Source organism: Chitinophaga sp. YR573 (genome assembly GCF_900110995.1).
GTDB lineage: Bacteria > Bacteroidota > Bacteroidia > Chitinophagales > Chitinophagaceae > Chitinophaga.
Map to the genome: position 1 here is coordinate 2774459 of NZ_FOJF01000001.1, position 14952 is coordinate 2789410.

A 14952-nucleotide genomic window follows, 5' to 3' on the forward strand; every position below is an offset into this window, starting at 1 on the left:
ACTGCAAATTTAAGTGATAAGTGGGAAACTGCATAGGGATTAAAACGAGGGGAGTTGAGGAGATGGCTCAAAAGGAAATGTTAAATAATAGCGGGCTGTAAATGACTGATTGGCAGGAATGTTGATGTATGTTTTGGAATGATCACCCGAAAGATGCTATGGGAGGGTATTTTGTACTGTGGGAATTGAGGGAAAGGCTACATTGGACTAGATCAGAACTCGCCCGGGACGTGCTTTTTTTTTGGATAATAGCGAAACTTGTTTTAATCTTGCGTTACAATCTGCCTGATTAAGTTTTAATTTCCATCTTCATCAGCAGTCCTAAACTCAACATTCCCTATCAGATTTAATAACCAGATTAAATTTATTGGACTCAAAAAACAATTATTTGTAATTGGTGTATGTTGGTATGTAGTGGTACCCACCTCACAACACTTCTAAAATTTGACAACACACGATGATGTACGACATCTTACAATTGAACGACATGCTCGTTCCTGAGCTGCTTGACATTGCAGAGAAACTGGATGTGCCAAACGCCAAAAAATTGAGCAAACAGGATCTTATCTACAAAATTCTCGACAAGCAGGCAGTAATGGCCTCAGAAGGTAACCCGGCCAATGGAGAAGAAAAAAAGACACGTAAACGGAAATCAGCAAAGAATGAAGCAGAAGAAGCACCAGTAGCAGAATCCACGTCATCCGAAGAAAAACCTAAACGTGGCAGAAAACCCGCTGCCGGACTCAAAACAAAAGAACAGGAGCAGGAAGAGCAGAAGGCACAAGAGCCTAAAGCAAAGAAAAAAGACTTTGATATTGACCTGGACAGTATTCCATCTTTAACATTTGATGATGATGATGATGAGATTATTCCCCAGTTCACAGAGGATGAAAATGACGAGGATGACGAAGAAGATGTAATCACTTCTTTACCTTCACAGGACGAAGACGACGAAGAAGAAGACGATGATGATTTTGTGATGCCGGAACTCGAAGAGCCTGTTATAGCTGTACAGAAACAGCGTTTCCAGAAGAAAGAACCTGCCTTCAATATTGAATTTGATGGTATTATTATAAGTGAAGGCGTATTGGAAATGATGCCGGATGGTTATGGTTTCCTGCGTTCATCTGATTATAACTATTTAAGTTCCCCAGACGATATTTACGTTTCTCCTTCCCAGATCAAATTATTCGGACTTAAAACAGGTGATACTGTTAAAGGTTCTGTAAGACCTCCTAAAGAAGGTGAGAAATATTTTGCCCTGCTGAAAGTAGAAACAATCAATAACAAATCGCCTGAAGAAGTTCGCGACCGTGTTCCTTTTGATTATCTGACTCCGTTATTCCCCTTCGAGAAATTAAGATTAACAACTACTTCCAATAACTACTCTACCCGTATCATGGACATGTTTACCCCTATCGGTAAAGGCCAGCGCGGATTGATCGTAGCACAGCCAAAGGTTGGTAAAACCATGCTGCTGAAAGAAGTTGCGAATGCTATCGCTACTAACCACCCGGAAGTTTACCTGATGGTAGTACTGATAGATGAACGTCCTGAGGAGGTTACCGATATGGAACGTAGTGTAAAGGCAGAAGTAATTGCTTCTACTTTCGACGAACCTGCGGAAAAACACGTGAAAGTATCTGCTATCGCTTTGCAGAAAGCAAAACGCCTGGTAGAATGTGGACATGATGTAGTGATCCTGCTGGATTCCATTACACGTCTTGCCCGCGCACACAATACCGTTGCACCTGCATCCGGTAAAGTACTGAGTGGTGGTGTGGAAGCAAATGCTATGCAGAAACCAAAACAATTCTTTGGTGCGGCACGTAAAATTGAGAACGGTGGTTCCCTGACGATACTTGCTACAGCATTGATTGATACCGGTTCTAAAATGGATGAAGTTATCTTTGAAGAGTTCAAGGGTACTGGTAACATGGAATTGCAACTTGACCGTAAACTGGCCAACAGACGTGTATTCCCTGCTATCGATGTATCAGCATCATCTACCCGTCGTGATGATCTGCTGCTTGAAAAAGATATCCTGAAACGTTTACATATCCTCCGCAATCACCTGGCAGATATGAACACAGAAGAATCCATGCATTTCATGTTACAACACATGAGAGGCACTAAGAATAATGAAGAATTCCTTATTTCAATGAATGGATAAAGAGATAAAAAAACCGGCGAACATCGCCGGTTTTTTTTATTTGTATTGTTTCCAGTAGCCAATTAAATCTTTCTTCCTTCTCTCTGCTATTTCCAGTTTCTCCCCGTTTTTTAATGACAACTTATTTGTATTGGGATTAATCTGACTGATCTGCGACAACTGCACCATCTGAAAGTTATTTACCTGGTAAAAGCGCAAGGTGCTGAACAGGTCTGCATAATAGCGGAAGGACCGTTCCGTTTGAAATTGCTGTCCGTCAAGTAAATGAAAGGTGCATTTCTCTGCACCGGCTTCCAGGTGAGTAATCTCATTTAAGGGAATGGTGCTGTCTTCTCCATTTGCCAGTGGAACCAGGATATTCAGGGAAATACTGCGTCCGCTGATGAAATTGTTCAGTAATACTTTATAGCGGTTTTTGCTTGCCTGTGTAATGATACGCTTCTGAATAGTATGCACCGCAGCGGTAAGGCTTTCCCTGTCTATGGGTTTAAGTATGATTTCCACCTCACTGAAACGGATGGTATGCAGGAATTTCTTTTCGAAAGCAGTTACAAATACGGCTTCGAACGGGGTTTCTTCCTGTGTGCCCATCAGTACGTCAAATCCGGTACCATCGGGCATTTCAAGATCGAGGAATACTAACTGTGGCTGATGTTGTTTGATGGTAGCAATGCCATCTGCACAGTCGCATGCGGTAGCCGCAATCTGCACTTCCGGGCAATACTTCTCCAGCATCAGGGCAATGATATCCCTGCTATTGCGTTCATCATCTATAATAACGGCCTTTATCATATTATATAAAGTGGGTAGTGTTGGCCTTTAAAGTTGGGGGATAAGAATCCTCACAATAGTACCACTTTCCCCAGGATTATTTTCTGATTTGTCAATAATGTCTATGTGAATTCCCGTATTATACATTTTGTTGAGCAGTTCAGCCCTGTTGGAGCTGATTTCCATGCCTGACGACTGGTGATGTTTGGGCAGGGTACGCATTGTTTTGGAGCGGGTAATCCCTATCCCGTTATCGTCTACCAGGCATTCCAGCATATCCGATTCTATCTGGTTGAACTGGATAAACAGTTTACCAATAGGATGAGCGCTGTTGGTCATGCCGTATTTTACGGCATTTTCCACATAGGGCTGCAGCAACATAGCCGGAATTTCCAGTTCGGCGGTGGCAATAGCCGGATCTACAATGATCTCGTATTCCATTTTATTCTCGAAACGCATCTTTTCCAGTCCTAAGTAGGTACTGAGGTATGCAATTTCATCTGATAATGAAATGAAGTTGCGACGGGAGAAGTCCAGTGTTTTACGGATCAGGTAAGAGAAATCGGATAAATATTTCTGTGCGTATTCATAATCGCGCTGCATTACAAACAGCTGGATAGAATTAAGACAGTTAAAGATAAAGTGCGGATTGATCTGGGCACGGATGGCTTTTAGTTCTATCTCCGTCAGTTTCTTATCGTATTCTGTTTCCAGCTGGATTTTACGTTGTTCGTCCAGTTCCTGTTTTTTACGCAGGATTTCAGTGGTCTGTTCTTTCACGAGTTCTTCCAGTTGCTCGTTCAGTGTATGTTGCAGCTCTTTGTTCCGGTTCAGTTGTTTGATCAGGAGTTCCTGGGTGCGGGTCCTTTCGTGGTGTACCAGTTTATTACGGTAGCTGAGCCCTGCCAGGAAGAACATGGATTGCAGCAATACGCCCAGGATGATGAGGAGAGAAGGTGCAGAGATTTCTCCCAGTGCGCTCATGAGGCCCAGAGGGCGGATCAGCATGAGGAAGGAACCGAAGCAGGCCATGTAAAAACAGAGGGAGCCGAAGAGGAAAAAGCGTACCAGCGGATGATGGCGGGAACGTTTTGCCAGTGCGGCAAATACAGCCAGCAGCGGGAGCAGGGTAGCCAGGTATACATAACTGTAAATCATGCCGGGCACCTGGTATTGTTCACGTGCGATGCAATAAAAGCAGATGATAATAATGCCGCCGATAAAGGCCGCTACCGTGGTAAAAAGCCTGTCCATAAAGGGATAGCGTTCCTGTAGGTTGAGGAAAGCGTTCCCAAAGGAGAGGTACATGAGGTAGAAGCAGAACAATAATGCCGGGATATCCCAGTAATATTTCAGCATGGGCCAGTGATAGAATATAGACAGCTGGTAAGGTTTACTTTCCAGCCGGAGTGCAAAGAAGAGGATCAACCCCAGCATATAGGCCGCAAAATAAAGGTAGGAGCGGTCTGGCAGCTGCATGTAGTTGATAATGGCAATGCAGAGGCATACCAGTAACATACCAAGCAGTACCTGAATGAGTACGGTTTCTTTGCGGTAATATTCCAGTTGTCTGTTGCGGAACTGTCCGTATTGCAGTGCGTTGTATAATACGGGCATCAGCGGATTTTCGTTGTAGTATTTGTTGGTGATGTGCAGAAGAAAGCTGCGGGATTGCCCCGGAGGTACATTTACCTTAAACCCGTAGTGTTCCCACCTCTCCACGTTTGCGTTGTCCTGCATCAGACCTGTAGTCATGAGCAGACGGTAGTTACTGGTGTAATCCTGTGCATACCAGTACATGTAATCGTGCCAGCCTGCAAAGAGGGTGAGAACGGAATCTTTTGTACCTGTATTACGGACATGCAGCTTCAGCCAGCAATTGTGCACTTTTCCGCTGTTCTTTTTTTGCTCGTGGAAAAGCTGATCGTTGCGTGTAAATGATGATGATAATACCTGTTGTAGTGTTAGCTGTCCCCCATTGTCCTCAAGGCTTGATAAATAGGGCCTCAAGTCAATACGGGAAGGCAGATTTCCAAAATCTGCCATCAATGTATCTTTTGTTGGCATCCCCCCAAAAACATCAATGGAGTAACAAAACAACAGCAATAGTATATGGATACGGATCACTGTTTATGAATAAAATTTTATAACAAACTATCTATTACTTTAGCCAGTTTATGATCTTTCTCGGTGACTATACTGCCGGCCTCGTGTGTATTCAAATATATTTCTACCTTATTGTAAACATTGACCCAGTAAGGATGGTGGTCCATTTTTTCTGCTACCATTGCGACTTTCGTCATAAATCCGAATGCATCTTTAAAATCAATAAATTCGAAAGCGCGGTACAATTGGTTGTTTTTTTCCTGCCACATAACAAAAGAATTTATGCATGAAACAATAATTACTGTTCATGTGTGTGATTCGGTGAGGAAGATCCGGCATTGTGCCGGGTTTTAGAAGATGAGGTTCATCTTGTTTTTGATATCTCTGATGTCTAATAAAGATACTAATTGTACGAGCTCTACACGACGCAACTGATCTATTAATTTTTTCACGTCCTGTTGCTGATAGTAATCGCCTTTAATGAGCCAGAGATAATCTATATTCTTTAGCTCGGGGAGCAGGAATTCTGCTTTACAGTGATTATTATAAAAGTAGTGTGATACTGATTTTGTGGGCTCTTCATAGTCAAATACACTGAAATAGAAGGCTCTCTGATGTTTAGACAAGTTTATTTCCAGGGAATTGTTGACCCGGAAATTATAATGCATATGGTTGTTTATCTGCCAGCAAAGCTGATAGTCGCGAGCTGAAGAAACGATGCCTATGAGAAACGTAGACTCAAAGAAATCTTCCAGCAACTGATCCTGATCCAGCTTTAATTTTAGTACTGACATATTATTTGGTGGTTTTAGTCCGTGCAATGGCCGATAGCCAAAGTACGTCTTTAAAATTTAATTTTCCCTTCTTTGGGCAAGGAGTTCTTCTCTTTTGGGAGATGCGACATTTTCATATGCGTATGGACAGTGTTTACAGCCATTTCCACAACAATGGCCACGTTTGAGGTGATATACTTCCGTAAATACCACATAACCCTGTTCATTATAATAAAAATCAATCCCCTCCACCAACGGTTGCTTCATCTGACGGCAGTTTTATGGTACGCCAGTCCAGCGGTTCAGCTGGCAATGCAAATTTAAGGAACCTGATGGTACGACCATCTTCCAGGTGCATCCCTTCGTAATAGGTTTTTATCTGTAAGAGGGGTGGTACTTCGGGGAGTGCATATACATCCGGGATATCTTCTATGAGGGTACATCCGGCTGCTGCGATGACTTCCTGGGTGAACTGATAGAGTTCGGGAGAGTCTGTTTTAAGGTTGATAGTTCCTCCGGGTGCCAGTAAAGGCTGGTACAACTGAAGGAATTTCGGGTGTGTGAGTCTCTTTTTTGCTTTGGAATTACGCAGGAAGGGGTCTGGAAAGGTGATCCAGATCTCTGAAATTTCTCCGGGAGCAAAATAATTGTTGAGTTTATCTATCTGTGTGCGGAGAAAAGCCGCGTTATTGATGGATTCGTCGAGGGCTGTTTTGGCGCCGCGCCAGATACGGTTCCCTTTAAGGTCTACGCCGAGGAAGTTCCTTTCAGGGTATCTGCGGGCGAGTGCTACGGTGTAATCTCCTTTACCACAGGCCAGTTCGAGGGTAAGCGGGTGGTTGTTTTTGTAGAATGCAGGCCATTGTCCCGGCATGTTTTCCGGGTAGATAAGTACATTCGGGAATGTTTCAATTTCTGCGAAACGTATTAATTTTTTGTGTCCCATTGGCGCAAAAGTAATTATTTCGGATTATTCTTTTTGCCGGGTGTAAAACAAAACGGCCTGTAAGTTATTAACTTACAGGCCGTTTATTAAGCTGTAGGGGAAGGGGTCGAACCTTCACGAGGCAGTTAGCCGCAGCACAAATAAGATTAGTGGTCAACCCATTACGCTGTGTTTATCCTGTGATCCCCACCCTCGAGACAAGAGGGCATGTCTGCCAGTTCCATCACCCCACAATTTTAAAGAGCTCGTTATTCTTTGTATAAAAACGGTGTTTTGAATAACTATTATGATGCAAATCTAAAGACATAACTATTTTCTTGCAAATTTTTCAAGAAAAATTTTTGAAATTTCGAAATTTTTCAAATATTTGCATGTAGTTTTAATACATTCAAAAACAAATTGTAAAAATGAGCCACAATTTGAATATTGACAAACTAGATTTGCAGATCATCAGTGAAATGATGCATAATGCAGAAATCTCCTACGCTGACCTCGGGAAGAAACTTTTCGTTTCCGGTGGTACTATCCACGTTAGAATGAAGAAGCTACAAGAGCTGGGTATCGTTAAAGGTACAAAATTACATGTAGATTTAAAAATGATCGGCTACGATGTAATTGCCTTTATTGGTATTTATCTTGAAAAAAGCTCTATGTACGACACTGTGGCTAAAGAATTGCGTAAAATACCGGAGATGGTCCGGCTTAACTATACAACGGGCAGCTATAGTATGTTTGCCGAGATTATTTGTAAGGATATAACCCAGTTGAGGAGGATCCTGCATGACGAGTTGCAAAAAATAAAGGGTATTGAAAGGACTGAGACCCTGATATCTCTTGAAGAGAGCTTCTACAGAACGATTAACGTTGTGGAATAAGGTTATCCATCTTCGGCCTGCTTATGGTATTCCTGCAATGCGGGGAATGCTATAAGCAGGCAATTCATTAATTTACTTTATGGTTACAACAGAAATTGCCGATAAAATAAAGCGGCTGGAAGAAAAGTATGCCGCTATGGGCCAGGATATGTCTTCATATCTTGATGGCCTGATATATGCGGATTTCCTTACTTATTGGGATTATATCCAGTTGGATGTACTATTAAACCTGCAACATCCCCGTACGCCTATACCTGATGAGAACATTTTCATCATTTATCATCAGATCACAGAATTATATTTCAAACTGAGTTTACAGGCGATTGAGCAAATCTGCACTGCTCCTGTGTTAACGGCTGATATTTTCAGAACGCAGATCAAAAGGATCAATAACTATTTCCGCAATCTGATCAACTCTTTTGAGATCATGGTAGATGGGATGGATAAAGATCAGTTCCTGCAGTTCCGTATGGCATTGCTGCCTGCTAGTGGCTTTCAGAGCGGGCAATTCCGTAAGATAGAGATCTGTTCCACTGAGCTGGTAAACCTGGTATATGAATCACAGCGGGAGGCATTGAAGGGTGCTGAAACCGGTAAGATACTTGAAAACATCTACTGGCGCAGCGGAGCCACTGAACTGGCAACAGGGAAGAAAACGTTAACACTCCGCCAGTTTGAGCTGAAATATATGGATGAGTTCCTGTTGCTGGCTACCCGTTATAAGGCTTACAATATGCAGGCCCGTTACAAACAGCTGACAGCAGCAGAACAGGCAGAACTGATACCATTGCTGAAGGAGTATGACCTGAATATCAATGTGAGATGGCCGCTGATGCATTATAAGTCGGCTGTAAGATACCTGAACAGGAAACCGGAAGACATTGCCGCTACAGGTGGTACCAACTGGCAGCAGTATCTTCCTCCAAAGCACAAACGTATCGTGTTTTTCCCGGAAGTATGGACAGAGGATGAGATGAACAACTGGGGTAAAATGGCTTTTGAGTAAAGTATTGATAAATAAGGCTGTAAAGTTTTGTGAAAACTGCTTCAGAGGCGTTTTAACTATTCATATAATTAAACTATTTTTCATAAGTTTGCATAGAATGGTTGCTTTCACATATTAAGACTTACCCTAAGTACAATAAATGTTCTTCTTTAGCTGTTTTTCATTGTGAATGCCAGAGCATGACTTACCTTTCAAAATTACATTAATACTATTTTTTTAAATTGCGATATGGAATACAATACCACCCGTAACCATCTGATAATGAAGGAGTATGGAAGAAATATCCAGAAGATGATCGAATATGTGCTGAATATTGAGGATAGGGATCTTCGCCAGGGGAATGCCATGTCCCTGATAGAGCTGATGGGTACGTTAAATCCTCATCTGCGCAATGTAGAGGACTTCAGGCATAAATTATGGGATCACCTTTTTTTAATATCTGACTTTAAACTGGATGTGGATTCTCCGTATCCTATTCCTACACGTGAAACCTTAAGGGCAAAGCCGGATAAGCTGCCTTACCCTAAGAAGTATCCACGTAACCGTCACTTTGGTAAGAACCTGGAAATGGTGATTGACAAAGCGATTAACGAAACAAATCCTGAAAAGAAAGAAGGATTTACCCAGTGCGTAGGTAATTACATGAAACTGGCTTATAGCAACTGGCACAAAGAAAGTGTGCATGATGATGCTATTAAGACTGAACTGAATACTATTACCAACGGACAACTGGAATTCCACCCCGGATATTCCAAACCAGTGGTTGAAGTTGCTGGTCCTAACTACAATACCAACAGCGAATACCAACGCCTTACCGGAGCTGCCGCCAGTGCGAGCAGTCCCAACAAACGCAAAAGCTTCCAGCAAAACAAGTTCAAAAGCAATAGCGGCAAGAGTAATAACAATAAGCACAGCAACAACAACAATAACAACAAATACAATAAAAACAGGAACAAGTGAGTAGTGCTTTTGAAGTAAGAGGAGGCAACCGTCTTAAGGGGGAAATTGTGCCCCAGGGAGCCAAAAACGAAGCTTTACAGATTATCAGTGCCGTTTTGCTGACTGCAGAGAAAGTGATCATCAGCAATATCCCGGATATTGTGGATGTGAACCTGCTGATAGAATTGCTGGGAGATATGGGTGTGAAGACAAACAGGATCAGCCGTGATACCTGTGAGTTCCAGGCCGACCAGATTGACCTTCCTTATATAGAAAGCGCGGATTTTAAGAAGAAATCAGGCCGTTTAAGAGGCTCTGTAATGATAGCCGGTCCTTTGCTGGCGCGTTTTGGAAAGGCATACATTCCAAAACCAGGTGGGGACAAGATAGGCCGTCGCCGGCTGGATACCCATATTATCGGTTTCGAAAAACTGGGTGTACAGTTCGTATATGATACAGATGATAATTACTTCCGTCTGGAAACAAGTGGTCTGAAAGGAGCTTACATGCTGCTGGATGAGCCGTCTGTAACCGGTACTGCCAATATTGTAATGGCGGCAGTGATGGCAGAAGGAGTTACAACAATATATAATGCCGCCTGCGAACCTTACCTGCAACAGCTTTGTAAGATGCTGATCAGTATGGGGGCAAAAATTAACGGGGTTGGATCGAACCTGTTAACGATTGAAGGTGTTAGTTCTTTACGCGGATGTAGTCATACTATGTTGCCTGATATGATCGAAATAGGATCTTTCATTGGGCTGGCAGCAATGACGAAGAGTGAGATTACCATTAAGAATGCAGGTGTGGAGCATCTGGGGATTATTCCTGAGAAGTTCCGTCAGCTGGGTATCGAGTTAGAGATCAGGGGGAATGATATTTATATTCCTTCCCAGGAGTTTTATGAGATCCAGACGTTCTTAGATGGTTCTATCTTAACTATTTCCGATCATCCCTGGCCTGGTTTTACACCAGACCTGCTGAGTATAGTACTGGTAGTAGCTACACAGGCAAAGGGAAGTGTAATGATCCATCAGAAGATGTTTGAAAGCCGTTTGTTCTTTGTGGACAAGCTGATTGATATGGGAGCGCAGATAGTATTGTGCGATCCTCACCGTGCAGTTGTTATAGGAATGGGCCGTCAGCATTCTTTACGTGGTATCACCATGTCTTCGCCGGATATACGTGCGGGTGTATCGTTACTGATAGCAGCGCTAAGTGCGGAAGGCAAGAGTACTATTCAGAATATTGAACAGATTGACCGTGGTTACCAGTATATCGACGAACGGTTGAGAAAACTGGGAGCGGATATAAAAAGAGTATAGTTTAGTTTAATAGCCGCAGGCTACGGGCTGAAGGAAGGTACTTTCCCGGTTTGTAGCCTGTCACTATTTTAAGTATGAATAAGATCATCATTATTACGGCTCCATCCGGAGCTGGTAAGACCACCATCGTAAAAAAGTTGCTGGCAGCAATGCCGGAACTGGCTTTTTCTATTTCTGCCACTACCCGTTCTGCGAGGGAAACAGAAGTGGATGGACGAGATTACTACTTTCTTACCCCTGAAGATTTTCACAATAAGATAGAAGCGCATGCTTTTGCCGAATACGAAATGGTATATGCCGGTAAGTATTATGGCACCCTGAAAACAGAATTACAACGGATCTGGAATAATCTTCAGATACCGATGGTTGATATTGACGTAAAGGGCGCTTTATCTATCAAAGAGAAATATCATGAATCTACATTAACGATTTTCATTGCCCCACCTACATTAGATGCTTTGCGCGTACGTCTCAGCGAACGTGGAACAGAAACACAGGCTTCCCTGGAAGAACGTTTGGGGAAAGCCCGGTACGAACTGTCTTTTGCCCACGAGTTTGACGAGATCGTTGTGAATGATGAACTTGAAAGGGCATACGCAGAAGTGAAAGCATTGGTGCAGGCCTTTCTGCAAAACACATAATGGTTCGGTTCAATCTTTGCATAAGGTTGTCGGAACTTATTGTGTGGATTTGAAATTCCTTACTTTTGTCATTTATTTATGGATACTTATACACTCGTTATCCTTGCTATACTGGTATTACTGGCAGGCTTTTTCGCCGGCCTTGAGACGGCTTTCGCCAATGTGAATAAGTTAAGCATTGAGTTAAAAAAGAAACAGGGCCGTGCTACAGGTAAAATACTGGCCAGTTTCAATGATAACCCCTCCCGTTTCCTGGCAACCAGCCTTTTAGGTCTTACCAGCGTGATAGTGATCTATGGGATCCTGTTTGTGGGCTTTTTTCAGCCTATGTGGAACAAGGTATTATCTCCCCAGGAAAACACCAGTTATCAGCCTCTTTTGCTGTTAATGGAAGTATTACTGGCTACATTGATCCTCCTTTCTTTTGGTTTTTTTATACCCCGTGCTATATTCCGTTCCCGTCCGGAAGCGTTGCTCAGTTTCTTTGCATTACCGATTTCTGCGATCTCCAAGCCACTGTTTGTGGTAGGTAGTTTACTGGTATCGGTATCTGAATGGATACTGAAGTACCTGTTTAATGTACGGATCGTAGAAAGTGCTACCTCCTTCCCAAGGGTGGATGTGGAACATTTTATACGGCAGTCTCAACAACATGCAACAGAGAATCAGGAGCTGAATACGGAGCTTTTTGAGAATGCGTTATCACTGGCACATGTAAAAATAAGAGGATGTCTGATTCCAAGGAAAGAAATTGAATCCCTGGAAATCCAGAGCCCTATTGCGATGGCGCAGCGCAAGTTTATGGAAACAAAGCTGTCCAAGATCATCGTATATGAAAATACAATTGATAATATACTGGGATATATTCACCAGCTGGATATGTTTAAGAGTCCGGCAGATATGCAGGTAATTTTACATCCGATACTGGTGGTACCTGAGACAATGAGTGCTATAGACCTGTTGAGTAAGTTTAACAAGGAAAGAAAGAGTATTGCCTGGGTAGTGGATGAATTTGGAGGAACAGCGGGTATTGTAACAATAGAGGATGTATTGGAAGAGATATTCGGAGAGATCAAGGATGAACATGATGTGGAAGAGTTTGTGGAAAAGCAGATTGCAGAGAAGGAATATATCTTCTCAGGCAGGCTGGAACTGGATTATCTGAATGAAAAATATGGTTTTGATTTTCCTGAGGATGAGAGTGAAACGCTTTCCGGGTATATAATTAATCATCATGAGACGATTCCAAGGTTAAAAGAGCGTATCATTATCGACGATTACGAGTTTGATGTACTGAATGTAACGGAGACTAGAATCGAAATGGTGAAGATGAAGGTGCTTGGATAAGTAATAAACAGAGAATTTGACGTTTTAAGCGGTAGAAGTCTACATTTTTATTTGCTTAGATCTCAATTATTTAGGAGAACTTACTAAATCTTTGTAAAAGAAAAGAAATCAATTGTTGATATTGTTAAGTTTTTTTTAATATATTTGCAGTGTTGAAAAAGCATCCAACTGCTAAAACGATTTAAAAAAAGTAGTAGGGAATTAACACGAATTTTATACATTTGCTATAGTTAATGTAACACAATGATTTGATTTTTGTTAAAAGGATGTAAAAAAAATTGTTACAACATTGATAATAACATATTTCTTTCTATTTTTGTGATAGAAAATTAAAAGTAACCAGAAACACAAACTATTTTGAAAGCTTGCCATCAATCGGATAGCTAGTGAATCTGGAAACAAAGACATTCTCGAATTCAACTTTTTTGGGGTTAACAAACAATGGATGAAAGGCCGGCTCTTGATTCTTCTCGGGCTGGCTCTTTTTTTGTACATACCTCAACTGCTAAATCGTTTAATAGCCCCACAATCCCTTCTCTCTTTTTCCCGTATCTGTTTTGCACGAAGGAATCCCCATCAATTCTTTAAATTCCATTAAACTTTACACTTATCCGATTGTTCACTGCATTTTATTGTATGCATCCGCTATATTTGTGATCCTTATTAAACTCAGCCCGACTATCAGATATGTTCAAGAAACTTTTTGCAAATAACGGAGAGAAAGCGGAGATGTCTTTCTTTGACCACCTGGAAGACCTGCGCTGGCATATAGTTCGCTCGTTCGTCGCTATTGTTGTATTTAGTACTGTAGGATTTATCTACACACAGGAAATACTGGATAATGTAGTATTCGGGCCTACCAATAAAACTTTCCCTTCTTATGTGTTATTGTGCAAAATCAGTCAGCTGGTAGGCATGGGAGATAAATTGTGTATCACGCCTGTTGTTTTTAATTTCCAGAACCACCAGATGATAGGGCAGGTAATGTTACAGTTCAAACTGGCATTTATCTTTGGGCTGGTTGTAGCATTCCCTTATATTTTCTGGGAATTCTGGCGTTTTATAAAACCGGCACTGAAAGACAGGGAATTGAGAGGAGCACGTGGAGTTATATTTTGGGTGTCTTTCCAGTTCTTTTTGGGAATAGGCTTCAGTTATTTTCTGATGGTGCCCTTTACGATCAACTTCCTGGCAGGTTATACTGTTACTACTAAAGTGGTTAACCAGTTCTTCATTGATGATTATTTCGATTTATTGTCGCAGATAGTACTTGGTATGGGTATTTTGTTTGAATTACCGGTCCTGATATTCTTCCTGACCAAGATCGGTTTTGTTACACCTACCTTCCTGCGTACTTACCGTCGCCACGCAATCGTTGTTATACTGGTACTGGCTGCTGTTGTTACACCGCCTGATGTAGTGGATCAGATGATCGTATTTACGCCGTTATATGCGCTGTATGAGATCAGTATCTATGTATCCAAGAGAGCATTGAAAGGCATGGAGGATAAAGAGAACGAACCGGAAGTAGAAGAGTGGTCCTAATTTCATGTTTAAAAAATTAACGTTATGTCACAGACATCATTCAATCTTACCCTGCCGGTAGCTGTCGGCTCTGATCATGCAGGGTTTGAATATAAAGAAGAGATCATTTCTTACCTGGAAGGTAAAGGTCTGAAGGTAAAAGATGTAGGAGCCTTTTCTAAAGACTCCGCAGACTACCCGGATTTTGCTCATCCGGTAGCAACACTGGTAGAAAGGGAACAGGCTGCTTTTGGTATCCTGGTATGTGGAAGTGGCAATGGAGTAGCTATTACAGCTAATAAACACCAGGGCGTACGTGCAGCAATCTGCTGGGGTGAAGAGCTGGCCAGACTGGCCCGTTCACACAACAATGCAAATGTGCTGTGTGTGCCTGCACGTTTTGTAGATGATAACGTGACAAAGCAGATGGTAGAGGTATTTATTGACACTCCTTTTGAGGGAGGACGTCATGAGAACAGGGTGAGGAAGATTGCCTGTTTATAAGAAAAATTGAGACTTACATAGT

General features: G+C 42.0%; 15 protein-coding genes. 9 read left to right on the forward strand and 6 right to left on the reverse strand.

Annotation, left to right across the window (positions count from 1 at the left end):
• Nucleotides 1-487 precede the first annotated feature (487 nt).
• Nucleotides 488-2173, forward strand: a complete 1686-nt coding sequence (rho, locus tag BMW86_RS11695; RefSeq protein WP_410492556.1) for a transcription termination factor Rho — start codon at nt 488-490, stop codon at nt 2171-2173.
• Between the two features lie 36 nt (nt 2174-2209).
• Here rho and BMW86_RS11700 read toward each other — a convergent pair whose 3' ends face one another.
• From BMW86_RS11700 to trmB, 6 genes are all read right to left on the reverse strand, one after another.
• A complete protein-coding gene (locus BMW86_RS11700) occupies nt 2210-2965 on the reverse strand; it encodes a LytR/AlgR family response regulator transcription factor (protein WP_089781949.1) in 756 nt (251 codons plus the stop codon).
• Nucleotides 2966-2992: 27 nt separating this feature from the next.
• A complete protein-coding gene (locus tag BMW86_RS11705) occupies nt 2993-4990 on the reverse strand; it encodes a histidine kinase (protein ID WP_177189230.1) in 1998 nt (665 codons plus the stop codon).
• A gap of 98 nt (nt 4991-5088) precedes the next feature.
• The gene (locus tag BMW86_RS11710) at nt 5089-5319 is read right to left on the reverse strand and encodes a 4a-hydroxytetrahydrobiopterin dehydratase (protein WP_089781951.1); all 231 of its coding nucleotides are present in this window, start codon (nt 5317-5319) and stop codon (nt 5089-5091) included.
• 81 nt (nt 5320-5400) lie between these two features.
• The gene (locus BMW86_RS11715; protein ID WP_089781952.1) at nt 5401-5844 is read right to left on the reverse strand and encodes an IPExxxVDY family protein; all 444 of its coding nucleotides are present in this window, start codon (nt 5842-5844) and stop codon (nt 5401-5403) included.
• A 57-nt stretch (nt 5845-5901) separates the two neighbouring features.
• On the reverse strand, nt 5902-6090 hold the full coding sequence (locus BMW86_RS11720; RefSeq protein ID WP_089781953.1) for a DUF5522 domain-containing protein: 189 nt from the start codon (nt 6088-6090) through the stop codon (nt 5902-5904).
• Nucleotides 6062-6769: a tRNA (guanosine(46)-N7)-methyltransferase TrmB gene (gene trmB, locus BMW86_RS11725; protein WP_089781954.1), complete on the reverse strand. Its 708-nt coding sequence runs from the start codon at nt 6767-6769 to the stop codon at nt 6062-6064. The genes BMW86_RS11720 and trmB overlap by 29 nt, the downstream gene beginning before the upstream one ends.
• Nucleotides 6770-7176: 407 nt before the next feature.
• On the opposite strand from trmB, the gene BMW86_RS11730 reads away from it, so the two are divergent.
• From BMW86_RS11730 to rpiB, 8 genes are all read left to right on the forward strand, one after another.
• Nucleotides 7177-7644 (forward strand): Lrp/AsnC ligand binding domain-containing protein, encoded by a 468-nt coding sequence (locus BMW86_RS11730; RefSeq protein WP_012788686.1) that lies wholly within the window; start codon nt 7177-7179, stop codon nt 7642-7644.
• 79 nt (nt 7645-7723) lie between these two features.
• A complete protein-coding gene (locus BMW86_RS11735; RefSeq protein ID WP_089781955.1) occupies nt 7724-8650 on the forward strand; it encodes a tryptophan 2,3-dioxygenase family protein in 927 nt (308 codons plus the stop codon).
• A gap of 228 nt (nt 8651-8878) precedes the next feature.
• The gene (locus BMW86_RS11740; protein WP_089781956.1) at nt 8879-9610 is read left to right on the forward strand and encodes a DUF4290 domain-containing protein; all 732 of its coding nucleotides are present in this window, start codon (nt 8879-8881) and stop codon (nt 9608-9610) included.
• The gene (gene murA / locus BMW86_RS11745; RefSeq protein WP_089781957.1) at nt 9607-10914 is read left to right on the forward strand and encodes a UDP-N-acetylglucosamine 1-carboxyvinyltransferase; all 1308 of its coding nucleotides are present in this window, start codon (nt 9607-9609) and stop codon (nt 10912-10914) included. Before BMW86_RS11740 ends, murA begins: the two co-directional genes overlap by 4 nt.
• 74 nt (nt 10915-10988) lie before the next feature.
• The gene (gene gmk / locus BMW86_RS11750; protein ID WP_089781958.1) at nt 10989-11555 is read left to right on the forward strand and encodes a guanylate kinase; all 567 of its coding nucleotides are present in this window, start codon (nt 10989-10991) and stop codon (nt 11553-11555) included.
• Between the two features lie 78 nt (nt 11556-11633).
• Nucleotides 11634-12902 (forward strand): hemolysin family protein, encoded by a 1269-nt coding sequence (locus BMW86_RS11755; protein ID WP_089781959.1) that lies wholly within the window; start codon nt 11634-11636, stop codon nt 12900-12902.
• A gap of 687 nt (nt 12903-13589) precedes the next feature.
• On the forward strand, nt 13590-14447 hold the full coding sequence (gene tatC, locus BMW86_RS11760) for a twin-arginine translocase subunit TatC (RefSeq protein ID WP_089781960.1): 858 nt from the start codon (nt 13590-13592) through the stop codon (nt 14445-14447).
• Between the two features lie 24 nt (nt 14448-14471).
• Nucleotides 14472-14930, forward strand: coding sequence for a ribose 5-phosphate isomerase B (gene rpiB, locus BMW86_RS11765; protein ID WP_089781961.1), 459 nt, complete (start codon nt 14472-14474; stop codon nt 14928-14930).
• Nucleotides 14931-14952 lie beyond the last annotated feature (22 nt).